17 protein-coding genes are annotated in these 22,659 nt (G+C 69.2%); 9 read left to right on the top strand and 8 right to left on the bottom strand.

Translation table 11 applies throughout. The annotated features are described in order from the left end of the window. The first annotated feature begins 66 nt into the window (after positions 1-66). Positions 67-1,110: a rod shape-determining protein gene (locus PBN85_RS02570; RefSeq protein ID WP_037534050.1), complete on the top strand. Its 1,044-nt coding sequence runs from the start codon at positions 67-69 to the stop codon at positions 1,108-1,110. A 118-nt stretch (positions 1,111-1,228) separates the two neighbouring features. Here PBN85_RS02570 and PBN85_RS02565 read toward each other — a convergent pair whose 3' ends face one another. Beyond that, positions 1,229-2,509: an MFS transporter gene (locus PBN85_RS02565; RefSeq protein ID WP_271300055.1), complete on the bottom strand. Its 1,281-nt coding sequence runs from the start codon at positions 2,507-2,509 to the stop codon at positions 1,229-1,231. A gap of 200 nt (positions 2,510-2,709) precedes the next feature. On the opposite strand from PBN85_RS02565, the gene PBN85_RS02560 reads away from it, so the two are divergent. Beyond that, positions 2,710-3,033 (top strand): YnfA family protein, encoded by a 324-nt coding sequence (locus PBN85_RS02560; protein WP_271300826.1) that lies wholly within the window; start codon positions 2,710-2,712, stop codon positions 3,031-3,033. Positions 3,034-3,037: 4 nt separating this feature from the next. On the opposite strand, the gene PBN85_RS02555 is transcribed toward PBN85_RS02560, so the two are convergent. Both PBN85_RS02555 and PBN85_RS02550 read right to left on the bottom strand, forming a co-directional pair. Continuing rightward, complete coding sequence (locus PBN85_RS02555) at positions 3,038-3,904, bottom strand: endonuclease/exonuclease/phosphatase family protein (RefSeq protein ID WP_037534049.1); 867 nt, start codon at positions 3,902-3,904, stop codon at positions 3,038-3,040. Then, positions 3,901-4,392, bottom strand: a complete 492-nt coding sequence (locus PBN85_RS02550; protein WP_051583416.1) for an RNA polymerase sigma factor — start codon at positions 4,390-4,392, stop codon at positions 3,901-3,903. The genes PBN85_RS02555 and PBN85_RS02550 overlap by 4 nt, the downstream gene beginning before the upstream one ends. A gap of 172 nt (positions 4,393-4,564) precedes the next feature. Between PBN85_RS02550 and PBN85_RS02545 the strand changes: the two genes are divergently transcribed. Together PBN85_RS02545 and PBN85_RS02540 are read left to right on the top strand one after the other, a co-directional pair. After that, positions 4,565-7,387 (top strand): TonB-dependent receptor, encoded by a 2,823-nt coding sequence (locus tag PBN85_RS02545; protein WP_271300054.1) that lies wholly within the window; start codon positions 4,565-4,567, stop codon positions 7,385-7,387. A gap of 154 nt (positions 7,388-7,541) precedes the next feature. Beyond that, on the top strand, positions 7,542-9,383 hold the full coding sequence (locus PBN85_RS02540) for a glycoside hydrolase family 9 protein (protein WP_271300053.1): 1,842 nt from the start codon (positions 7,542-7,544) through the stop codon (positions 9,381-9,383). 23 nt (positions 9,384-9,406) lie between these two features. On the opposite strand, the gene PBN85_RS02535 is transcribed toward PBN85_RS02540, so the two are convergent. Continuing rightward, a complete protein-coding gene (locus tag PBN85_RS02535; RefSeq protein WP_271300052.1) occupies positions 9,407-11,548 on the bottom strand; it encodes a TonB-dependent receptor in 2,142 nt (713 codons plus the stop codon). Positions 11,549-11,678: 130 nt separating this feature from the next. Next, on the bottom strand, positions 11,679-12,542 hold the full coding sequence (locus PBN85_RS02530) for a LysR family transcriptional regulator (protein ID WP_271300051.1): 864 nt from the start codon (positions 12,540-12,542) through the stop codon (positions 11,679-11,681). Positions 12,543-12,638: 96 nt separating this feature from the next. Here PBN85_RS02530 and PBN85_RS02525 point away from each other — a divergent pair, with 96 nt between their 5' ends. Further along, the gene (locus tag PBN85_RS02525; RefSeq protein ID WP_271300050.1) at positions 12,639-13,286 is read left to right on the top strand and encodes a glutathione binding-like protein; all 648 of its coding nucleotides are present in this window, start codon (positions 12,639-12,641) and stop codon (positions 13,284-13,286) included. 41 nt (positions 13,287-13,327) lie between these two features. Here the strand turns inward: PBN85_RS02525 and PBN85_RS02520 are convergent, their stop codons facing one another. Together PBN85_RS02520 and PBN85_RS02515 are read right to left on the bottom strand one after the other, a co-directional pair. Then, a complete protein-coding gene (locus tag PBN85_RS02520) occupies positions 13,328-14,332 on the bottom strand; it encodes an alpha/beta hydrolase (RefSeq protein WP_271300049.1) in 1,005 nt (334 codons plus the stop codon). A 63-nt stretch (positions 14,333-14,395) separates the two neighbouring features. Continuing rightward, on the bottom strand, positions 14,396-17,011 hold the full coding sequence (locus tag PBN85_RS02515; protein WP_271300048.1) for a glycosyl hydrolase 115 family protein: 2,616 nt from the start codon (positions 17,009-17,011) through the stop codon (positions 14,396-14,398). 202 nt (positions 17,012-17,213) lie between these two features. On the opposite strand from PBN85_RS02515, the gene PBN85_RS02510 reads away from it, so the two are divergent. After that, a complete protein-coding gene (locus PBN85_RS02510; RefSeq protein ID WP_271300047.1) occupies positions 17,214-18,284 on the top strand; it encodes a DHH family phosphoesterase in 1,071 nt (356 codons plus the stop codon). Next, positions 18,281-19,435 carry a UV DNA damage repair endonuclease UvsE gene (uvsE, locus tag PBN85_RS02505; protein WP_037534039.1) on the top strand — a complete coding sequence of 385 codons (1,155 nt, stop codon included), beginning with the start codon at positions 18,281-18,283 and terminating at the stop codon, positions 19,433-19,435. The genes PBN85_RS02510 and uvsE overlap by 4 nt, the downstream gene beginning before the upstream one ends. A 3-nt stretch (positions 19,436-19,438) precedes the next feature. Here the strand turns inward: uvsE and PBN85_RS02500 are convergent, their stop codons facing one another. Continuing rightward, complete coding sequence (locus PBN85_RS02500; protein WP_271300046.1) at positions 19,439-21,673, bottom strand: M3 family metallopeptidase; 2,235 nt, start codon at positions 21,671-21,673, stop codon at positions 19,439-19,441. A gap of 165 nt (positions 21,674-21,838) precedes the next feature. Here PBN85_RS02500 and PBN85_RS02495 point away from each other — a divergent pair, with 165 nt between their 5' ends. Both PBN85_RS02495 and PBN85_RS02490 read left to right on the top strand, forming a co-directional pair. Beyond that, on the top strand, positions 21,839-22,240 hold the full coding sequence (locus PBN85_RS02495; RefSeq protein WP_037534037.1) for a hypothetical protein: 402 nt from the start codon (positions 21,839-21,841) through the stop codon (positions 22,238-22,240). A gap of 22 nt (positions 22,241-22,262) precedes the next feature. Next, entirely contained in the window at positions 22,263-22,649 is a 387-nt protein-coding gene (locus tag PBN85_RS02490; RefSeq protein WP_037534035.1) for a hypothetical protein, read from the top strand. The last annotated feature ends 10 nt before the right edge of the window (positions 22,650-22,659 follow it).

Here is a 22,659-nt window from a genome sequence, read left to right as displayed (position 1 = left end):
ACACTGGTTGACGCTGCCCGGTGCAGGCCCAATGCGGCGGGTCTCTCCTGCTGACGAGGTATTCCCCTGCGCCTGTCCCTGCCCTTCGGCTTCGCCTCCCACGACATGGCGATCGACCTTGGCACCGTGAACACGTTGGTGTTCGTCGCCGGCCGCGGCATGGTGCTCGACGAACCCTCGGTGGTGGCGATCGAGACGCGAAACGGCGTGCCCAAGGTGCTCGCGGTCGGCGCCGACGCCAAATTGATGATGGGCAAGACGCCGCAGGGCGTCGAGACGATCCGCCCCTTGCGCGACGGCGTCATCGCCGACATCGACGTCGCCGAGCAGATGATCAAGCATTTCATCCGCAAGGTGCACGGCGACAGCGGCCGGCGGATGCGCAGCCCGCGGCTGGTGATCTGCGTCCCCGCCAATTCGACGCAGGTCGAGCGGCGCGCGATCCGTCAGGCGGCGACCAGCGCCGGCGCCGCCAAGGTGTCGCTGATCGAGGAGTCGCTCGCCGCGGCGATCGGCGCCGGGCTGCCGATCACTGCCCCGGTCGGCTTTCTCGTCGTCGACATCGGCGGCGGCACCACCGAGGCGGCGGTGCTGTCGCTTGGCGGGCTCGCCTACAGCAATTCGGTGCGCGTCGGCGGCGACAAGCTCGACGAGGCGATTGCCTCGCACATCCGCCGCAAGCACAATCTGATGATCGGCGAGGCGACCGCCGAGCGGATCAAGCAGCAGATCGGCGCCGCCTGCCGCCCGGCGGACGGCAACGACCTGCAGATGCGCGTCCGCGGCCGCGATCTCACCAACGGCATCCCCAAGGAGATCGGCATCGGCCAGAGCGAGATCGCCGATGCGATCGCCGACCTCGTCGCGCAGATCGTCGAGGTGGTGATGAAGACGCTCGAACAGATCGAGCCCGAGCTCGCCGCCGATATCGTCGAACAGGGGATCGTGCTGACCGGCGGCGGCGCGCTGCTGCGGCGGCTCGACGAGACGCTGAGTCGCGCCACCGGCCTGCCGGTGACGGTCGCCGAATCGCCGCTGCTCTGCGTCGCGCTGGGTGCCGGCCGGGCGCTCGAGGACGATGCCCTGAAGGGGGTGCTGCACGACCTCTAGGCGGCGGGCAAAAAAAGAGGGCCGCCGAAGCGGCCCCGAGAATCCTGTTGGGGAGGATGCCTAACGGCATGATTGGTCTGACCTATTCATCAGCCGTCGTCAAATATAAAATGAACTTTCATGAAGGGGCGGATGCGACGGTCTCCGGAACCCTAAGCGGGGCGGGCGATCGCCGCCTGCCCCGGACCAGCCAGAGCACGCCGCCGCAGCCCAGCGCCGGCAGCAGCCAGGCGATCGTCGCGACCATTCCCGGCGTCGCGCCGCACCGCGGGCAGGCCGCCGCGGCGACGACGAGCGCGAGCAGCGCATGGCCCAGCCCGCCGCTTGCCTTGATGACGGCGAGGAAGACGCCGACCGGCAGCGCCTCGTCCATCACCCCCTCGCCCGCGCCGCGATGCACCGCGATCGCCAGCATCGCCCAGATCGCCATGTTCATCCCCGCCTGCGCGATGCCGATCAGCGTCAGCCCGATGACGTCGACGTCCGCACCCAGCGTGGCAGCGAGCATCGCGAGCGCGACGAGCATCGCACCATGCGCCAGCACCAGCAGCGCCTGCGGACGCCGCCAGCGTGCGGCGATCATCCACACCGGCAGCGACAGCGCCTGCGCGAGCGCGATCGTCGCCAGCGCCGGTCCCGCCCATTGCGCGCCGCCGCGCGTCGCCTCGCCGGTGAAGGCGAGCGCCCGCACGAACAGCGGCACCAGCCCCGATTGCAGCGGCAGCAGGCAGAGCAGCCGCCGGAACGGCGGGTTGCGCCACAGGTCGCCGATCACCGCCGCAGCGCTGCGCCGCTCGCCGCCGGGCGTCGGCGGCACCGGCAGCCGTCGCGTCGCGACCACGGCGACCAGCAGCGTACCGGCATAGAGCGCACCGCCGATCATCGCCGCCGCGGCGATCGTCGCCGCGCGCGCGGCCGGCGGCGCGGTCAGGATCGCGGCGGTCGCCAGCCCGACCAGCCCGACCCCGCCGGCACTGCAGATCAGCCGCATCCCCGACACGCCCGCCGCGATGCGCGGATCGGCGGCAAAGCGGACGATCAGCGTATTGTGCCCGATGTCGCAGAGCGCGAAGCCGGCGCGGCACAGCATTACCGCGAGCGCGATCGGCCACGACCCGTCGGCCGGCGGCAGCGTGAAGATCAGCCAGAAGCTGATCGCGCACAGCGGACTGCCGATCAGCACCAGCCGGCGCAACGCGCCGACATGGCCGGAGCGATCGGTCAGGAAGGCGACACCGACATCCGCCGCGCCGTCCCACAGCATCACCGCGCCCAGCAGCCCGCCCGCCGCGAGCGGCGCCACCCCGGCGATCCGCACCAGATAATAGAGCAGGAAGGTATCGAACACGGTGAGCACGACGCTCTTGCCGAGATTGCCGAGGCTATAGCCGAGCTGCATCGAAACGGCGGGCCGCCCGGGCGATAGGAGTGGGGCGCTGGCCATGGCGCGGCGAGCCTAGCGCGCATTGCTTGCACTTCCGCGACACGGGCGCGACGCGAGGCGGCAGCGGCGCGCGCACCATCACGCCTCGCCGTCGCGGTGCCGTCGACGGACGCCCGCGCGTCCCCATTCCCGCCGCGACCTGTTATGGGCTGGCGATGACGCTCGTCCTCTACGCCGCCGCCGCGCTTGCCGAGATCGCCGGCTGCTTCGCCTTCTGGGCGTGGCTGCGGATGGGGCGTTCGCCGCTGTGGCTGATCCCGGGATGCCTCGCGCTGGTCGCCTTCGCATGGCTGCTCACCCGGGTCGAGGCGGCGGCGGCCGGGCGGGCCTATGCGACCTATGGCGGCATCTACATCACCGCCGCCTTGCTCTGGCTGTGGCGTGTCGAAGGCGTCCGGCCCGATCGCTACGATTGCGCCGGCACCGGCCTGTGCCTGATCGGCGCGGCGGTGATCGCACTCAGCCCGCACCGCGGCTGAGCGATCAGCGCGCGGTCCGATCGAGATCGGCGACGACCGGGAAATGGTCCGACGGATAGCGCTTGCCGTCATGATCGGTCAGCACCCGCGCCGACACCGGCCGGAAGCCGCGCACCAGGATATAGTCGATCCGGTCGCCCGGCACGCCGGTGAAGTCGTGAAAGGTCCCCGCCGGCCCTGCGCGCAGCTCCGCTTGCTCCCAGACGTCGGTGAGCAGCGCCGTCAGCCGTCGATGCGCCGCGCTGTCCGGCACCGCGTTGAGATCGGCGGTCAGCACGATCGGCAGCCCGTGCGCCAGCGCCGGCAGGCGGCGCGCGATCAGCGCCGCCGAACGCTGCCGCGCCACCGCATCCTCGCTGTCGCGATTGGCGAGATGCGTATCGAGCAGCAGGAACCGCCAGCGCGGCGTCGCGCGCGTCTCGAACACGCCCCAATTCGCCATCCGCGGCAGCGTCGCGCCCCAGCCGAGGCTGCCCGGCCGCGACGGCGTCGGCGACAGCCAGAAGCGACCGTGACGCAGCAGCCGCAGCCGGTCGCGCCGATAGACGATCCCCATATGCTCGTCGGCATGGCCGCCGAACCGGTCGCACCCGAACCAGCGGAAGCGCGGCAGCGCTCGCACGATGTCGTCGCCCTGCGCCTGGAACAGCTCCTGCGTGCCGATCACGTCCGGATCCGCCGCGCGGACGGTGGCGACGAACAGCGCGCGCCGGTCGGCCCAGCGATTGGCGCCGTCGTCCGGATTGGGATAGCGGACGTTGAAGGTCATCACGCGCAGGTCGGGACGCGCCGCCGGTGCCGCGCCGACGAGGCCGAGCCCGATCGTCGCGGCGGCGAACAGCCGCAGCGCGCGGGAGCGCCGGCCGCTCATTCGACCATCTCCAACCGGTCGGCGAGCCGCGCCAGCGTCCGCTCGACGTGATGCGACACCGCCTTGGGGGTGACGCCGATCCGCCGCGCCGCCTCCTTGTGGCTCAGCCCCTCGACGCGCACGAGCAGGAACGTGTCACGCGCGATCGGTTGCAGCGCATCGAGCGCGGCGTCGAGGCGGCGCAGCTGCTGGCGCGCCGCGACGGCGCGATCCGGACCGAGCGCGCCGGCGGCGGCGATGCTGTCGTCGAGCGGCAGATGCCGGTCGAACAACCGCGTCACCTGCCGGCGATGCCGGTCGATCATCAGATTGGCGGCGATCCGCCGGAGATAGCCCGCGGCATGGTCGACTGCTGACGCCTGAGTGGTGAGCAGCCGCAGATAGACGTCCTGCATCAGGTCGTCGACATCGGCAGGATCGCGCAGCCGGCGGCGAAGATACTGGCGCAGCGCGTTGATTTCGGCAGCGTCGATTGGCGCCAGCGTCACTCCACCCGTCCTTGCAATCATCGCCTCGCGACACGTTAGGGCCGATCGGTGACAGGGATATGACCAAAACGATCCTTTTTGCCGATGGGGAATCTCCACCGGCGCTGCGTCCTTCCGGCTGCACCCGTCCTTCGTCCGCGAAGGGCGGGTGGACTCATTTTGGGGGACTGACATGTTGCGATTGCCATTCAAGAGCGTGCTGCTGGCCGGCACGATGACCATCTGCGCCGCACCGGCGCTCGCGCAGCAGGAGCCGGTGCAGGCCGCCGCCGCGGACGCCACGGCTGCCGGCGCCTCGGGCCGGGACGATCGCGCCGGCGACATCGTCGTCATCGGCACGCGCAAACAGGCCGCCGCCATCCAGTTCGCCGCGGCGCAGCCGATCGCCGTGCTCTCCGAGGAGGATCTGCGCCACACCGCCGTGCACAACGTCGCCGAGGCGCTCGGCCTGCTGCCCGGCGTCAACGTCGTCAACACCGGCTCGTCGTTCATCGGCGGAGTCGACGGCGCGTCGCGCGGCGAGGGTATGTATGTCGCGATCCGCGGTCTCAATTCCGAATATAACGTCAACCTAATCAACGGCGTCAACGTCGCGCAGGGCCAGCCGTACAGCCGCGGCGTGCAGCTCAGCCTGCTGCCGCCGACCGGCCTCAACACGATCGTGCTCAACAAGGCGTCGCGCGCCGACATGGACGGCGATGCGATCGGCGGCACCGTCGATTTCCGCACGCCGACCGCCTTCGACTATGGCGACGCGCCGCACGGCAGCCTGACCGCGCTCGGCCGGATCGAGACGCGCGCGCGCAAATATCACGACGACGGGCTGGGCGGCGGCGCCGCGGCGGCGCTGTCGACGCGTTTCGGCCCCGATCATCAGATGGGCGTCTACGTCAGCGGCTATTTCGAGCGGCGCACCTATACCAACAGCGAGATCCGCGGCGCGCAATCGGCGCATGACGACGGCAGCTGGGGCTATGCCAATGCCGCCGATGCCAAGGGCCACGCCTATCCCGGCCTCGATCCCGAACGCAACGCGGCGCTGACCGGCTTCGACGCGGGCGTGTCGAGCGGCGCGACCAACCGCTTCGGCGGCAACGGCTCGCTCGACTGGCACGGCGCGGACGGCACGCAGCTCTATCTGCGCGGCAGCTATGCCAAGGCGATGACGACGCAGGATTCGACCCTCGCGCAGTTCAACGGCGGCACCAAGTCATGGGTGCAGACGGCAGGTACGGATCGCTACCAGCTCGTCGTGCCGGCGGTTTCGGTGCGCAATTATTTCGAGACCAATCCCGAAACGTCGATCCTCGCCACCGCGGCGTTCGGCGGCGCGGCGCAGCTCGGCGGCTGGAAGATCGCCCCGGAACTGTTCTTCAGCGAAGGCCACAACAACCGGCCCAATCATATCGAGGCCTCGGCGCGCAGCAACCAGTCGGACAAATATACCAACGGCGCGAAATATCCGCTCGGCGGCCAGTCGATCGGCTATCGCGACGAATATCCGGTCGCCCTGCTCAATCCGGCGATCTTCGACGCCTTCGACCATGCGGCCGATGTGCTGCCCGCCCGCCGCGCCGGCCAGCTCACCACACAGTTCAGCGGCCAGCGCAAATGGGGCAGCCGGATCGACATCAGCCGCGATCTGTCGGATCAGGCCGGGATCGTGCAGTCGGTCGCGTTCGGCGCCAAGGTGCAGACCAGCCGCCGCACCGTCACCAGCCGCGACTGGACGACCGACTATGTCGCCAATTACCTTGGCAAGACCGCGACCTGGGCCGCCTTGGGCCTGACCGGCGGCCGTTATGCGCACACCTATCCCGGCCTGTACGAATGGTCGCTGCCGCGCTTCGACAAGCAGGCGCTGTTCGACCTCTTCAACAAATATCAATTCGCCGCCAATTTCGACGGGACGCCGTACAACAGCTTCGACACCTGCGGCGATCTGTACGTCAACAACCGCAATTGCGGCACGCTCAAGGGCAGCGAGACGGTCAGCGCCGGCTATGCGACCACGACGCTGAAGACGGGCGACGTGGAGATCATCCCCGGCATCCGCTTCGAACATACCGACATCCGCAACACCTATTGGCAGATCCGTTACGTCGGCAAGGTCGAGCAGCCCGGCGCCTTCGCCGGCAATCGCTCGCATTACGACGCGCTGCTGCCCAGCCTGTTCGTCAACTGGCGGCCGACGTCCGGCATCGTCGCCCGCGGCGACATCTGGCAATCCTACACGCGCCCGCCCTTCTTCCAATTGGGCGGCAGCGCGACGAGCCGGACCGGCGACGACGGCAAGACCACGATCGTGCAGGGCAATCCCGATCTCAAGGCGATCCGCGCGACCAACGTCGACACGTCGGTCGAATGGAATTTCGCGCCCTCGGGCTATGCGATGCTCGGCGGCTATTACAAGCGGCTGCGCAACTACATGTACGACAGCGGCACGATGCTGCTCAACACCGCGACCAGCGACGGCACCAACCAGACCTTCGTCAACCAGCCGCGCAACGGCGGCGGCGGCAATATCTACGGGCTCGAATTCCAGACGCAGAAGACCTTCGTCGAGCTGCCCGGCGCGCTGCGCGGCTTCGGGATCGGCGCCAACCTGACCCGCCAGTGGACCAAGGTCGATATCGGTGGCGGCAACGAAGCGCCGATCCAGAACGCCCCCGACGTGATCGCACAGGGCCGCGTCTTCTATGCGCTGCACGGATTCTCGATCGACGCCATCTACAGCTATACCGGCGCCTATCTCGAATCGTACAGCTATCTGGGTCAGCCGACCGGCTGGGATCAGCGCTGGGTGCGGCCGATCCGGCGCGTCGACCTGCACGTCGGCGCCGATTTCGGCCATGGCGTGAAGGGGGACGTCTCGATCGCCAATCTGTTCAACAGCTATACCTATTGGGCGCATATCGGCCGCCGCTCGCTGGCGATCTCCGACATCGTCAATTCGGGGACGACCGCGCTCGCCAGCCTGAAATATTCGTTCTGACCGATCGTGACGGCGCCACCACCGGCGCCGTCACCTTCCCCGGCAGCGGCACCGGCCGAGACGATCGGCCCTGCCCTGAGTTATAGACTAAATAGCTGCTTCAATTGCATTTTCAGTCGCTATGAAGGCGCAGCTGATTGGGGGGAGACGAGCGATGCGACGCAACCGAGGCCTGTGGACGATTCCGCTCGCGCTGATCCTCGCCGCCGCGGCGCCCGCGCCGGAACCCGCGGCCAGTCCGATCCGCGTCGACCAGATCGGTTACGAGACGCACGGCCCCAAGACCGCGATCCTCGCCACGCCGACGGAGGCGCCGCAGGACTGGCAATTGCTCGACACCGCCGGGCGCACGGTGGCGCACGGCACGACCGAGCCGTTCGGCGTCGATCCCGGCTCGGGCGAGCGCGTCGCGCGCATCCGCTTCGATAGCGTGACGCGCCCCGGCCGCTATCGGCTCGCCGTCGGCAGCGCGCGCAGCCAGCCGTTCGCGATCCTCGATCGCCCCTATGCCGATGCCGCCACCGCGGCGATGAGCTTCTTCTACCAGCAGCGCAGCGGCGTGCCGATCCTCGCGCGCTATGTGCCGCGTCCCGACCTCGCCCGCGCCGCCGGCCATCCGCACGAGCGCGTCACCTGTTTCCACGGCCGCGACCAGCGCGGCGTCACCTGGCCGGGCTGCGACTATACGCTCGACACCACCGGCGGCTGGTATGATGCCGGCGACCAGGGCAAATATGTCGTCAACGGCGGCCTATCCGCCTGGACCTTGCTCGATCTGCACGAACGGCTCGCCGCGCTCGGCGATGCGAACGCCTTCGCCGACGGACGGCTCGCCTTGCCCGAGAACGGCAACGGCACCGACGATCTGCTCGACGAGGCGAAGGTCGAGGTGCGCTTCCTACTCGCGATGCAAATCCCCGCCGGTCGCTCGCTCACCGTCGCCTTCACCACCGATCGCGGGGCGCCGGCGCGCGATTTCCGCACCATCGATGCGGGCGGCCTCGTCCACAGCAAGGTCGCCGACGTGGCCTGGACGCCGCTGCCGACCGCGCCCGCCGCCGATCCGATGCCGCGCTTCCTCTATCCGCCGACCACCGCGGCGACGCTCAACATGGTCGCGGTCGCGGCGCAGGCGGCGCGGATCTGGCGCGAGCGCGACCCCGCCTTCGCCGCCGCCGCCCTCGCCGCCGCGACACGCGGCTGGGCGGCGGCCACGCGCGTGCCCGATCTCTATGCCAGCTCCGACTTCACCGGCAGCGGCGGCTATGGCGACAGGACGGTGAGCGACGAACGCTTCTGGGCGGCGGCGCAATTGTTCGTCACCACCGGCGATCCGGCCTATGCCCAGGTCATCACCACCTCGCCCTATCTGGGCGACGACGGCGTCGATCTCAGCTGGGGCAGCACCGCGCTCGCCGGGATGATGACGCTGGCGACGACGCCCAACCGCCTGCCCGCGGCGACCGAAGCCGCGATCCGCGCGCAGCTGCTGCGCCTCGCCGACCGGCTGCTCGGCGAGCGCGCGCGCAGCGGCTACCAATTGCCGCTGGCAGGCCGGAAATACGTCTGGGGCTCCAACGCGACCTTGCTCAACCGCGCGATGCTGCTCGGCGTCGCCTGGCAGATCAGCCATCGCCCCGCCTATCGCGCCGCGATGATCGACGTCGCCGACTACGTCTTCGGCCGCAACGCGCTCGATCGCTCCTACGTCACCGGCTTCGGCAGCCGGCCGATGCGGCATCCGCACCACCGCTTCTGGGCGCAGGCGGCCGATCCGCGCTTCCCGGAGCCGCCGCCCGGCGTGCTGTCGGGCGGCCCCAACGACGGCGCGAGCAAAGCCGACGCGCAGCTCAGGGGCTGTATCGGCCAGACCTGCTGGCGCGACGACTGGCAGGCGTTCACGGTGAACGAGGTGGCGATCAACTGGAACGCCCCGCTCGTCTGGGTCACCGCCTTCCTCGATGCGACGCGCAGCGTGCCGCCCGCGAAGGGCTGAGCGGCACGCCGCGGCGGCGGCGCCTATAGCGCGAAGCGCAATGTGGCGCGCAGGTCGCGTCCGGCGAGCGGCGCGAAATCCTTGAGGAAGCTCGCGTGGCGGCGGACGTTGACGTCGAACAGATTGTTCGCCGAGAGCAGCAGCGTCGTCTTGCTGTCGCGCCCGAACGGCGACAGGCTGAGGCTCGCATTGGCGATCGTATAGCTTTGCGTCGGCGTCTCGAACGCGGTGATGCGGTTCTGCTCGAACAGATGCTCGACCTCGCCGCGCAGCGTGAAGCGGTCGCCCTGCGCCTCGAGTCCGCCGAGCACGCGCGCCGGCGGGATGCGCGGCACCGGCCCCAGATCGACGATCGAGGCATGGACGTAATCGCCGAGCAGGTCGCCGTTGACGCGCACCTGCCCCAGCCGGAACAGCGTCGCCGACACGTCCGCCTCGAACCCGTAATAGCGCGCATCCGCCTGCTGATACTGGAAGCAGGGCAGGTCGACGACGCGGCCGGACGGCGAGGCGGCGGCGACGCAGACCGACGGATCGACCTGGTTCTCCGAAATATAGTTGCTGAACCAGTTGTAATAGGCCGAGGCGTCGAAATTCACCTCGGCGGTATGCGCGTGCAGCGTCGCTTCGAGGCCCCATGACTTTTCCAGCCGGAAGTCGGGGCTGCCGAGCTCATAGGCCTGCGTCCCCGCATGGCCGCCATTGGCAAACAACTCCTCCGCCGAGGGCGCGCGTTCGGTGCGCGAACCGTTGATGCCGATCCGCACCGCATCGCTCAGCGCATAAGAGGCGCCGAGCGACCCCGACAGCGCCTGGAAGCTGCGCTGCCCGCTGAAGAAGCGATTGTCCTGATCGGCGCGGGCGGCGAGCGTGCTCCATTCGTAACGCAGCCCGCCTTCGGCGCGGAACGGCCCGCTGGCGAATTGTTGCAGCGTGAACAGCCCGGTCTGGTCGGTGGCGTTGCGCGGCAGAAAGGCCTCGTCGCCGACGACGTTGAACAGCCGGTTGAAATATTGCACGCCCGACGCGCCGCTCCAGCCGCCATGGTTCGCCTGGACCAGTTCGAGCCGCCCTTCGGTGCCGTTGTTGTAGAAGGCGGTGCCGACGCTGCCGTCCTCCTCCAGCTCGAAATGGCGGTAATCGGCATGGCCGAGGCGGATGCGGATGCGATCGAGCACGCCGCCGCCGGTCTGCACCTCGCCACGCAGATCGTAGCGGTTCTGCACCACGGAGAGGCGCGGCGCCTCCTGCTCCTGCCCGACCGCGGTCGCATAGCGGATCGGCACGCCGTAGAGGCTGTCGTAATGGCTGTACGACACGCCGAGGTTGCCGGTGTCGGTAATGATCGCCGCACCGACGCCCGCGGTCCACGTCTCCGCGGCCGAATTGGGCAGGCGGCCGCGGATGCGGGTCGAGGCGGCGAAGTCGATCGGCTCCTCGCTGTCCTGCGGCAGGCCGATCTGGCTCGCCGCCGCCGCCCGCGCCGCGCGCGACAAGGCATAGCCGCCGATGCGCAGATCGTCGGACTTGAGGTACGATCCGTCGGCATGCAGCACGAGATGCTGGCCGACCGCGACATCGCCCGCGCCCTCGACCGATCGCTCGCTGGCGGCGCTGCCGTAATTGGCGATGCCGGCGAGGCGATAGCCCTTGTCGGGCACGGAGCGCGGGATGCGCGTGTCAATGACGTTGACGACGCCGCCGACCGCCGACGATCCGAACAGCAGCGCCGACGGGCCGCGCAGCACCTCGATCCGCTCGGCGAGCAGCGGATCGATGATCACCGCATGGTCGACGCTGGTGTTGGACACGTCGATCGAGCCGATCCCGTCGGTGAGCACGCGGATGCGCTCGCCCTGGAAGCCGCGCAGGATCGGCCGTGACGCCGACGGCCCGAACGACGTCGCCGACACGCCCGGCAACCGCGCCAGCGTCTCACCGATCGTCGGCCGCAGGTTGCGCGTCAGCGCCTCGCCGGCGAGCACCGACGTTCCCTGGAGCACGTCGCGCTCGCTCTGCTGCACCGGCGCGGTGATGATGATGTCGTTCGACGCGGCCGCGCGCGTGGAGGCCGCGGGCGGCGCGGCAGGATCGGCCCCGGTCTGCGCCAGCGCCGGCGCGGCGAGGATCGACAACAGGCTGACGCCGACGAGATAGGAGGTCATGATCGCTTTCCCCTGAACCAAGGCGTCGCCCCATAGCGCCATGTTATATTGTATCAAGGGGTGAATCGATGAGCTGCGTCCGGACACGGGCGAAAACCGTAGCGGCGGCCGGTACCGGACACGCGGCCATTCAAGCGTGTTCCACCGATAGGACGCCGAAGCACCGGACCATATGATCCATGACGATGCGCACGGCTGCGGAGCGGCGGACGTCTGCGTGGACGGACATCCACAACGGCCGTGACGGTGGAGGAGCGCTGGTCTCCAGCCGGATGAGACCAGGCACCGCATCGCCGACCAGGCACGGAAGAAGCGCGACGCCCAGTCCGGCACTGGCGGCCTGCGCCTGCGTGGCGACGTCATTGGTGCGCAGCACGAAGGGTCGTCCCGCCGCATAGTCATTCAGCCACGCCTGCTGGACGATATCGGCCAGCGCCTCTTCGAAACCGATGAAGGTCCAGTCGGCCGAAGGGCGGCCGGCGATCCCCGGCGCACCATAAAGGGCAAAGCGCAGGGTCGTCAGCTGACGGACGATGCGGCTCGCCCGGTCGGGACGGACGAACCCGATGGCGATGTCGGCCTCGCCCCGTTCCAGCGATGCGATGGCCAAGGTGGTCGACAGTGTCAGCCGAAGGCCGGGATTCGCGTCGAGCAGCCGCGGCAGGCCGGGCGTGATGGCGAAGGCGGCGATCGCCGACAGAACGCTGACGGTCACCGACCCGGCCGCCCCGTCGGTCTGGCCACGCAGGTAACGCACCGCGGCGTCCGCGCCGCCTTCCATCGCCGCGGCCGCCTGCACGAGAGCGGCACCGGCATCGGTGAGGCGCGTCGATCGCGGCAGGCGATGGAGAAGCTTCGCATCGATCGCCCCCTCCAATCGCGCGACGCGCCGGCCGACCGTCGCGTGATCGACCCCGAGCGCCTTGGCTGCGGCCGTCAATGATCCCGTTTTGGCGACGGCGAGGAAATAGCGCATGTCTTGCCAGTCGAACATCGGTGCAGCTTCGCACGCCTCGCTCTCGGGATCACGCGTTTCGGACCGATCGGGTCCCTGTTTGCCGGCCGCCAGCTTCAGACACGGAGAAGGCCGATGATCCTGTTCTACGCCGCGGGCGCCAGTTCACAGGCTCCCCATATCCTGCTGCGCGAGGCCGGACTGCCTTTCGCGCTCGAACGCGTCGATCTTGCCGCGCATCGGTGGTCGGGGGGAGAATACCGGCAGGTCTGCTCCAAGGGGTATGTGCCTGCGCTGCGGCTCGACAGCGGCGATCTGCTCACAGAATGCGCGGTCATCCTGCAATGGATCGCGGATCAGGACCCCTCGCGGAATTTCCTGCCACCGGTCGGTTCACTCGCCCGCTACCACGCGCTGGCGTGGCTGACCTTCATCGCCACGGAAGTGCACAAGACGTTCATCACGCCCGACCGGCACGATGGCGTCGCAGCGAACTTCCTGGCCAACACGCCGGACGGCCAGGAGCAGACCCGCATCCGCGTATCGCCGCGGCTCGCATGGGTCGATCGTCAGCTTGACGGGCGACGGTATCTCGCCGGCGATCACATGACCTGTCCGGATGTCTACCTCTTCACGATGCTGACATGGGCGTTGCGGCATGCGCTCGATCTCGGGACCTGGCCCAGTCTCGCAGCATTCTACGATCGCATGATGGATCGTCCCGCCGTTGCAGAGACCCTGGAGGTCGAGGGCGCGCCGCACGCGCTGATCGCGGCCGATTGATCGGCGAGCCGGGTCGTTACCCGCCGGGTGGGCCGCGTGGATCAGCGATCGTCGAGCACCCCCAGATCCTCCAACCACTGCCGCACCTGCCCCGGCCATTCGCGGGTGATCGGGTCGGCGGTGGGGCGCAGGCCGAAGGCGTGGCCGCCCCTGGCATACAGGCGCATGTCGACCGGCACGCCGGCGTCGGTGAGCGCCAGCGCATAGGCCATGCCCTGGCGGACATTGTCGGTCGGATCGTTCATCGCGTGGAGGATCAGCGTCGGCGGCGCCGTCGGGCTGATCCTCACCCAGGGCTTGAGGTCGAGGCTGTTGCGGCCCTTGCCGGCGTCGAGCATCCGCGCCCCGTAGGCGAGGATCGCGAAGTCCGGCCGCGGCGACTGGCGGTCGGCGGCATCGGTCAGCGGATAGCTGCGCTCGACCGTGTTGCTCATGTCGGCGACCAGATAGGCGCCCGCGGAAAAGCCGATCACGCCGATCCGGTGCGGATCGATGCCGTAGGTGGCGGCGCGCTGCCGCAGCAGGCCCATCGCGCGCTGCGCATCCTCCAGCCCGAGCAGCACCTTGGGCCGCTGCTGCGGCTGTCCCGCCGCCCGTTCCCAGACCTGCGGCGTCCGGTATTTGACCATCGCGCAGGTCATGCCCTGCCGCACCACCCAGTCGCAGATCTCGGTGCCCTCGAGGTCGGTCGCGACCGCGTAAAAGCCGCCGCCCGGCAGGACCATCATCGCCGCGCCGGTATTCCGCCCCTTCGGCCTGTAGAGCGTCATCGTCGGCCGGGTGACATAGCTCGCCCAATGCCACATCCGCCCGCCGACCAGCGGCGACCCGTTGCCGGTCGCCTCGGGATGATCGCCGCTGTCCGGCTTGGCCAAAGCGACGCCCGCCGGCCACAGCGGCACCTGCGTTCCGCCCGGCGTCGGCTGCCACACGCCGGCCCGCTCGACCTTGGGGACGGCGATCCTGGCGGGCGACGGTGCAGGCCTGCCGGACTGTGCCACAGCCGCGCCGGCAAGGCCGAGCGCGACGAGAGCAGACGCCAGCAACCCGATCCGTGACACATCGCATCTCCCGCCATGAGGACGACCGCTAGATTATAGCAGCATCACTCACGCGCCCAGATAGGCCGGTGCCGCCGCGCCCTGGCTCAGCACCAAAGTCTCGACCACGACATTGTCGTCGATCCGCGACAGGCGCAGCCGGTGCCGCCCCGCGGCAAGCGCGCCGAGATCGAGCGCGAGGCGGACAGTGTTGTCGCAGACCGCCGTCGCCCAGCGCGCCTGATCGGGCTTGTCCGCCGATCCGCCGGTCGCCTGCAACGCCGCCTGTACCGGCCGCATCGCGCCGCCGTCGACCGACACGCCGATCCGCACCCCGCCCCGGTTGAGCGTGTCGAGCGTCGGCGCGAGGTAGAGCGTCAGCGTCGTCGCACCGGCGCGCGGCAGCGTGACGTCATAGTCGAGCCAGGCGCCCTCGCCCGCCGCGCTCGACGGCCGCCCCTGCGGCAGCGCGACCATCGCGCCGGTGCCGGCGCCATGGCCGAGGTTCGCCACCTTGGTCCAGCGCAGCCCATCGCGATCCTCGGTGCGGGCGAAGTCGGTCGCGGCGATCACCACCAGATCCCGCGCCGGCGCGGGCTTTGCGACGAAGCGCGGCCGCGGCTGCTGACGATCGCGCGGCGTATCGCCGCCGACCCGGACGATCGAGGGCATGGTCTGCTGCGTCGGGTCGTTCCAGATGACGTAGTTCATGTGCACCTGCGCCATCATCCCGTCCCACTTGCCGTGGTGGATCGTGTGATATTGGCGGGTGAGCTCGCCGTCGCGGCGATAGGCCGCCTCGACCGCGTCGGCGAAGTAATTGGCGCGCGCGTCGTTGCTGCGCGCGAGCAGCCGGTTCCAGGCGGTGGCGTAATACATGCGATAGAGGTTCGCCACCGCGAGGATCGGAAACTCGATCAGCTGGAACCAGCCGTCGAGCTGGTCGGGCCGCAGCGTCGCGCGCACCGCGGTCATCTTCGCTTCGAGCGCGTCCCAGGCGGCGATCATCGCGCCGAACACGCCGCCGTCGAGCCCGTCCGCGGTCACGCCGCCGAGCGGGAAGCTGGTCTCGTCGATCAGCTCGGGCTTCCGGCGCGAGGCATAGCGGCTGTAGAGGGTGACGATCTCGCCGATCGCCGGCGCCTGGGCCGGCCCGAACGTCGCCGCCGCCCAGTCGCGCGGATAGGCGGCGAGCGTCGCCGGCGTCATCGCCTCCGGGTTCCACGCCTGTTGGAGGAAGAAGCCCAGCGGATATTCCATCGGCTTGATGTCGCCGACGTTGACGATCCACATCGCCCGCGCACCGCGCGCATAGGCGAGGTCCATCTGCTGCCAGACCTTCTCGATCTGGTTGGTGTTGAGCCATTTGTAGTTGCGCGGCACGCCGACGTAATCGAAATGATAATAGATGCCGTAGCCGCCCGGCCGCGCCGCCGCCGCCGGATCGGGCAGGCGCCGGATATCGCCCCAATTGTCGTCCGCGAACAGCAAGGTGACGTCGTCGGGCACCTTCATGCCGTGGTCGTAATAATCCTGCACCTCCTTGTAGAGCGCCCAGACCTGCGGCGTCTCGGCGGCGGGACGGTGCGTGACGTCGGCGATGATCGCGCGCTGATCGGTGACGATCCGCTCGAGCAGGTCGGTCGCGGTGCCCTCCGCCATCGCCTCGTCGCCGTCGCCGCGCATGCCGACGGTGACCACCGACTCATAGCGCCCGCCCGGCTTGGACATCATCCGCTCGATACCGCCGCGCCAGAAGCGGCGCAGATTGTCGCGGTTGCGGCTATAGTCCCAGGCGCCGCCGCGCGTCGGGTCCTCGTCGTGGTGGCGATGCCATTCCGCCTGCGCGCGCAGCATCGGTTCGTGATGCGAATTGCCCATCACCACGCCCATCGCATCCGCCAGCACCATGCTGTTCGGATCGTCGTCGGCGAACGCCTTGCCCCACATCGCGGGCCACAGGTAATTGCCCTTCATGCGCAGCAGCAGCTCGAAGACATGCGCGTACATCGCCGCATTGACCCCGCCGAAATGCTTCTTCGCCCAGCCCGACAGGCAGGGATCCTCGTCGTTGATGAAGAAGCCGCGGTAGCGGACGCGGGGGCGGTCGGCGACCGGATCGGCCGGCACCGTCACGTTGCGCTGCCGCGTCACCGCGACATCGGCGAACCAATACCAGGGCGATACGCCGATCGTCTCCGACAGATCATAGGTGCCGAACACCGCCCCGCGCCGGTCGGCGCCGACGATGACCAGCGCGCGCGCGACGCCGGGCATCGGATGATCGACGACGACGCGGCGATAGGCCTCCCAGCTGCCGCGCAGGTCGGCGACGTCGAGCCGGCCCGCCGCGACCAGCGCGTCGATCGCCGGGCTCGCGCCGAGCACGCCGATCATCACCACCGTGCCGGTCAGCGCCGCCGGCGTATCGACCACCCGCGCGCGCGTGCCGCCGACCCGCCCGAGATCCTCGGCGAAGCTCGCCGCGACGCGCCGCACCGCGCTGTCCGCGCCGGCATCGACGAACACCGTCGCCGGCGCGCCCGCGACGATCAGCGGAAAGGCCGGCTGCGACCCCGTCCGGCCGGCGAGGACCCGCGCGACCGCTGGCACGGGCAGCGCGGCGAGCGCGCCGAGCGCGCTTCCCGCCAGTAACGTCCGCCGCGAGACTGCGGTGTCGATCATCGATCCTCTCCCTTGATCGTCGCATCACGCCGAAACGGCCTGCGGACGCCCGATTGGTATGCCGTACCGGACCATGCTGTCATGCCGATCATGATGCAATCGGTCTTACAGTGATTTGCGATAAGAGATGGCCCTCGCCGGGGGCGGGCAACATAGGTGAGGCGCGGCGGACCCGACATCGCCCCGCTTCGTTACCCGAGCAATGATCGGCGAGCTTTTCCAAACAGATGACCCACGCGCCGCGGCGCGGGCGGCGATGGCGAAGGCGCTCGATCGCGCCGGGGGCGACGGTCCGGTCGTCGTGCTCGGCCATTTCGATGCGGACGGCCTGACCGCGGTCGCGATCCTCGTCCGCGCGCTGCGCCGGGCCGGCCGGACCGTCGAACCGCTGGCGATCGGCAAGACCGAAAGCCCGTGGGACGAGGCGGTCGCCGCGCGGCTCGCCGCGCTCGCCCCGGCGCTGCTGATCGTCGCCGATCTCGGCACGCGTCCCGACCCCGTCCTCGCCGGCACGCCGACCTTGGTCATCGATCATCACCGCCCGACCGGCACGCCGCAGGATGCGGTCACGATCAGCGGCAACGGCCTCGATCCCGAACCGACCAGCGCGCTGCTCGCCTGGTGGGCGGCGGGCGCGCTCGGCGACCAGGGTGATCTGCTCTGGCTCGCCGCGATCGGGCTGATCGGCGACATGGCGGACGACGCCGGCTTTCCCGAACTGGCCGAGGCGCAGGCACGCTGGGGCAAGACCGCGCTGCGCGATGCCACCGCGCTGATCAACGCGCCGCGACGCACCGCCGCCGCCGATGCCGGTCCGGCGCTGCGCCTGCTGCTGCGCGGCGACGGCCCCAAGACGATCACCAAGGGCGACGACGACGACACGCGCGCGCTGCACGCCGCCAAGGCCGAGGTGCGCGCGGCGATGGACGTCGCCAAGCGCAGCGCGCCGCTCGTCGCCGGCGATGTCGCGCTGCTCCGGCTCGACACCGCCTGCCAGATCCATCCGCTGATCGCGCAGCAATGGCGCGGGCGGCTCAAGGACAAGATCGTCATCGCCGCCAACCGCGGCTACCGGCCCGGCTGGGTGCATTTCGCGGCGCGCTCCGCCACCGGCCGCGATCTCATCGCCTTCCTCGCCGAACACCGCCCGCCCGAGGCGGACGGCCGCTACGGCAACGGCCATGCGCAGGCGACCGGCGGCGCGCTGCCGATCGCGGCGTGGAACACGTTCATCGCGGGCCTCGGCCTGCCCCAGGCACAGGTAGACGCATGACCGACCCCGAACGCCCGCTCCGCCTCGGCTTCCCGGTCAAGGTGATGGGGCGGCCCGGCCTCAAGTCGCAGGACACGCGGCGCTGGCAGAAGAACCCGCATCTCAAATGCTCGCTCGAACTGCTCGACGACGTGCTCGACTATCTCAAGTCGGAACGGCTCGACATGTACCGCTTGTCGTCGGACATCGCGCCCTATGCGACGCATCCCGACATGCCGCAATTCCACACCATGGTCGCCGACAGCGACGCGGAATTGCGCGCCTTCGGGGCCAAGGCGCGCGCCTATGACATCCGCCTGTCCTTCCACCCGTCGCAATATGTCCTGCTCAACGCGCCCAATCCCGATCTCACCGCCAAGAGCATCTGGGACCTGTCGAGCCAGGCCGAGATGCTCGACCGGATGGAGCTTGACGACGAGGCGGTGATGATCACCCATGTCGGCGGCGTCTACGACGATCATGACGCCAGCCGCGAACGCTGGATCGCCGGCTGGGAGCAATGCCCCGAGCATGTCCGCCGCCGGCTGGTGCTGGAGAATGACGACATCCGCTTCTCCGCCGCCGACGTCTTGTGGATCCACGAGCGCACCGGCGTGCGGCTGATCTTCGACTATCAGCATTTCTGGTGCCTTAACCCCGAACGGCTCGACATGCGCGAGACGCTGGAGCGCTTCCTCGCGACCTGGCCCGCCGGCGTGCGGCCGAAGATCCATTTCTCCAGCCCGCGAACCGAGCTGCGCGAGATCAAGCAGAAGATCACGCCCAAGCAGCGCGCCGCAGCCAAGACCGGCCGCGCCACGGCGAAGAAGGGCGAATTGCTCAAGGCGCCGGTCAAGGCGACCGCGCGGATCAAGACGGTGCTGCGCCCGCCGATCTGGACCGGCCATGCCGATTTCACCAACCCGTTCGAGTTCGCCACCTTCATGCGCATGGCCGAAGGATTGGTGTTCGACGTGATGATGGAGGGCAAGTCGAAGGACCTCAGCCTGCTGCGGCTGCGCCCCGACCTGCTGCGCTACGCCCCCGACGTCGCCGCGCGCTTCGGCATCACCGTCGATGATGCCGACGCGCTCGCCGAAGACGAGGCGCGGCTCGAAGACGGCGCCGACGCCGACGAGGACGCCGACGTCGACGAGGGCATCGCGGCCTGAGGCCTATTTCCCCGTCTTGCCGGTCTTCGCCGTCGGCGCGGTCGTCACCGGGCCGTCGCTGACCGGCATCGCCCCGCCCGCGGGGGCGATGCGCGATCCGTCGGCGTTGAGGCCGAGGTCGCTGAGCAGCGGCGCGACCTGCGGATCGGCACCGTTGAAGGCGCGGAACATCGGCGCGTAATCCTCGGTATGGCCCTTCGACAGGATCATGTCGCGGAAGCGCTGGCCGTTGGCGCGGGTCATGCCGCCATGCTGTTCGAACCAGTTGAACGCGTTCGCGCTCAGCATCTTGGTCCAGCTGTAGGCATAATAGCCGGCCGAATAGCCGTTGCCCCAGATGTGCAGGAAATAGCTCGACCGGTAACGCGGCGGCACGTCGGCGACGTCGAGCCCGGTGGCGGCGAGCGCCTGCGTCTCGAACGCATCGGCATTCTGCTTGCCCTGCGCGGCGGTGAGCGAATGCCAGCTCATGTCCATCTCGGCGGCGGCGAGCGCCTCGCCGAAGGAATAGCCCGAGTTGAACGTGCCGGCGCGCTTGATCTTGTCGACCAGGGCCTGCGGAATCACCGCGCCGGTGCGGTAATTGACCGCATAATGCGGCAGCACCTTGGCGTCCAAGGCCCAATGTTCGTTGAACTGCGACGGGAATTCGACGAAGTCGCGCGCCGTATTGGTGCCCGACACGCTCGGATAGGTCTGGTTGGCGAACAGGCCGTGCAGCGCATGGCCGAATTCGTGGAACATCGTCGTCACGTCGTCGAAGCTGATCAGCGCGGGCTGGCCGGCGGCGGGCTTGGTGAAATTGGCGACGTTGTAGATCACCGGCTTGGTGCCGAGCAGCTTCGACTGGTTGACGAAGTTCGACATCCACGCGCCGCCGTTCTTGTTGTCGCGTTTCCAATAGTCGAAGTACATCAGCCCGACGAGCGTGCCGTCCGCCTCGTCGACTTCATAGACCATCACGTCGGGCTGATAGACCGGCAGGTCGGTGCGCCGCTTGAAGGTCAGGCCATAGAGCTGGTTGGCGGCGTAGAAGACGCCGTCGGTCAGCACCTTGTTGATCTCGAAATAGGGCTTCAGCTCGTCCTGGTTGAGGTCGTAGCGGCTCTTGCGCACCTGTTCCGAATAGAAGTCCCAGTCCCACGGCTTGAGTTGGAAAGTGCCGCCGGTCGCCTTGATCTGCGCCTGGAGTTCGGCCGCCTCGCGGCGCTGCTCCGCCGCCACCGGCGTGCCGAGCTGCTGCATGAAGCCGAGCGCGGTCTTGGGCGTCTTGGCCATCTGATCCTGGAGCACGTAGTCGGCCCAGGTCGCGAAGCCGAGCAGCTTCGCCTTCTGCGCGCGCAGCAGCGCGATCTGCGCGATCGTGTCGCGCGTATCGTTGGCGTCGCCCTTCACCGCGCGCGTCCAGCTCGCGTTGAACAAGGCTTCCCGCGTCGCGCGATCCTTGAGCGTCGCCAGTTCGGGCTGCTGCGTCGTGTTCTGCAGCGTCAGAACGTATTTGCCCGCCATACCGCGCGCCTTGGCGGCATCGGCGGCGGCGGCGATCTCGGCATCGGACAGGCCGGCGAGCTTCGCCTTGTCGTCGATCACCAGCGCGCCGGCCTTGGCCGCGGCGAGCAGCTTCTGCTGGAAGGCGGTCTCCAGCGTCGACAGGTCGGCGTTGTATTTGCTCAGCGTGATCTTGTCGGCGGGCGACAGCAACGCGCCGGCGCGGACCATGTTCTGATAGGTCAGCGTCAGCACCTGCAATTGCTCGGGCTCGAGGCCCAGCGTGCTGCGCGCGTCGTACAGCGTCTTGACCCGCGCGAACAAGGCGGGGTCGAGGTTGATCGCATCCTGATGCGCGGCGAAGGCGGGGGCGAGGTCGGCCTGCGTCTTCTGCAACGTATCGTCGGTGTTTGCGCCGACGACGCCGTAGAAGGCCATGCTGGCGCGCTCGAGCAGCCGGCCCGAGCGTTCCAGCGCGGCGATCGTATTCTCGAATGTCGGCGCGCTGCGCGCCCGGGTGATCGCAGTGATCTCGGCCCGCTGCGCCGCCATGCCGGCGAGCAGCGCCGGGGCATAGTCGCTGCTCTTGATCCGGTCGAACGGCGGCGCCTGGAGCGGCAGGCTGCTCGGCTGGGCGAACGGGTTGCTCGCGGGCAGCGTCGCCCTGGCGGTGGCGGCAGCCGGCGCGGTTTGCGCGAGCGCGCTGCTCGACAGCAGCATCAACGTGGCAGTGGCGGCAAAAAGACGCATCGAATGTCCCATCTCCGGATAGACCGCCTCTCTCGCACCGGTGCGCGGCCGGATCAATGGCAAGCGACCCGGCACGCCGCTTCGCCGACGCGTCCACGATGAACTTAACCTTTGTTAGACAATCGCTTGCTAGGGCGTGCCTTTCCTAACAGCGCGTCCAGACCGATGATCGATACCCTCGAAGACCATTTCACCACCACCGGCGCGCGCCTGGCGACGCTGCGGCAGGCGTGCACCGCGCCGGTGCCGGACATCGACGCGCTCTGCCGCGCGCGCCACGGGCTGATCGCCGCCAGCCTGACCCGCTCGCGCTATATCCAGACCAGCGTCCTGCCGCGGCTGATCGCCGCAACGCCCGCGCTCGCCGCGCTGCGTGACGAACTCGATCGCGATCTCTCGCACCTGCGATCGGCGATGAGCGCGCATATCGCGCGCTGGTCGGTCGCCGCGATTCGCGACGACTGGCAGGGCTATCGCGAGGCGTCGGCGCGGTTTCTGGCGCGCCTCGACGAACGGCTGCGGCGCGAACGGCACGTCCTGCTCCCCGCGCTGCGCGCCCTCGCCTGACGCCGACCGGCAAAGGACCGTCATGTCTCTCAGCGATCATTATACCATCGCCTTCGATGCGCCGACGCGCACGCTGCATATCGTCACCAACGGCTTCTGGTCGCTGCCCGTGACGACGATGTTCAGTGCCGACCTGCTCGCGCGCGGCGCGGCGCTCCGGCTGCGCCACGGCAGCTTCTGCACGCTCGCCGACCTGCGGCAGGCGGCGATCCAGCCGACGCAGGTGATCGACGCGCTCGCCGCGATGATGCCCAAGGCGCTCAAGCTCACCAGCGCGCCGATCGCCGCGGTGGTCGGCTCCAGCCTCGCCAAATTGCAGACCGAACGCTATCTCAGCGCCCCCAATTGCCGCACCTTCCTCGATTACGACGCCGCGGTGGCGTGGATGCGCGAGACGTTCGCCGGCTGACCGCCTTGCA

The sequence above is a fragment of the Sphingomonas sp. CV7422 genome (genome assembly GCF_027945725.1).
GTDB classification, from domain to species: domain Bacteria; phylum Pseudomonadota; class Alphaproteobacteria; order Sphingomonadales; family Sphingomonadaceae; genus Sphingomonas; species Sphingomonas kyungheensis.
Note: the sequence above shows the minus strand (reverse complement) of the source record. Positions and strands in the feature narration are given on the sequence as shown.

Bases quoted from the DNA above. Each gene is read 5' to 3' on its own strand.
- PBN85_RS02565 (WP_271300055.1), bottom strand. From the start codon at position 2,509: ATGCAGCTCGGCTATAGCCTCGGCAATCTCGGCAAGAGCGTCGTGCTC.
- PBN85_RS02560 (WP_271300826.1), top strand. From the start codon at position 2,710: ATGACGCTCGTCCTCTACGCCGCCGCCGCGCTTGCCGAGATCGCCGGC.
- PBN85_RS02555 (WP_037534049.1), bottom strand. From the start codon at position 3,904: ATGAGCGGCCGGCGCTCCCGCGCGCTGCGGCTGTTCGCCGCCGCGACG.
- PBN85_RS02545 (WP_271300054.1), top strand. From the start codon at position 4,565: ATGTTGCGATTGCCATTCAAGAGCGTGCTGCTGGCCGGCACGATGACC.
- PBN85_RS02540 (WP_271300053.1), top strand. From the start codon at position 7,542: ATGCGACGCAACCGAGGCCTGTGGACGATTCCGCTCGCGCTGATCCTC.
- PBN85_RS02535 (WP_271300052.1), bottom strand. From the start codon at position 11,548: ATGACCTCCTATCTCGTCGGCGTCAGCCTGTTGTCGATCCTCGCCGCG.
- PBN85_RS02530 (WP_271300051.1), bottom strand. From the start codon at position 12,542: ATGTTCGACTGGCAAGACATGCGCTATTTCCTCGCCGTCGCCAAAACG.
- PBN85_RS02525 (WP_271300050.1), top strand. From the start codon at position 12,639: ATGATCCTGTTCTACGCCGCGGGCGCCAGTTCACAGGCTCCCCATATC.
- PBN85_RS02515 (WP_271300048.1), bottom strand. From the start codon at position 17,011: ATGATCGACACCGCAGTCTCGCGGCGGACGTTACTGGCGGGAAGCGCG.
- PBN85_RS02510 (WP_271300047.1), top strand. From the start codon at position 17,214: ATGATCGGCGAGCTTTTCCAAACAGATGACCCACGCGCCGCGGCGCGG.
- uvsE (WP_037534039.1), top strand. From the start codon at position 18,281: ATGACCGACCCCGAACGCCCGCTCCGCCTCGGCTTCCCGGTCAAGGTG.
- PBN85_RS02500 (WP_271300046.1), bottom strand. From the start codon at position 21,673: ATGCGTCTTTTTGCCGCCACTGCCACGTTGATGCTGCTGTCGAGCAGC.
- PBN85_RS02495 (WP_037534037.1), top strand. From the start codon at position 21,839: ATGATCGATACCCTCGAAGACCATTTCACCACCACCGGCGCGCGCCTG.
- PBN85_RS02490 (WP_037534035.1), top strand. From the start codon at position 22,263: ATGTCTCTCAGCGATCATTATACCATCGCCTTCGATGCGCCGACGCGC.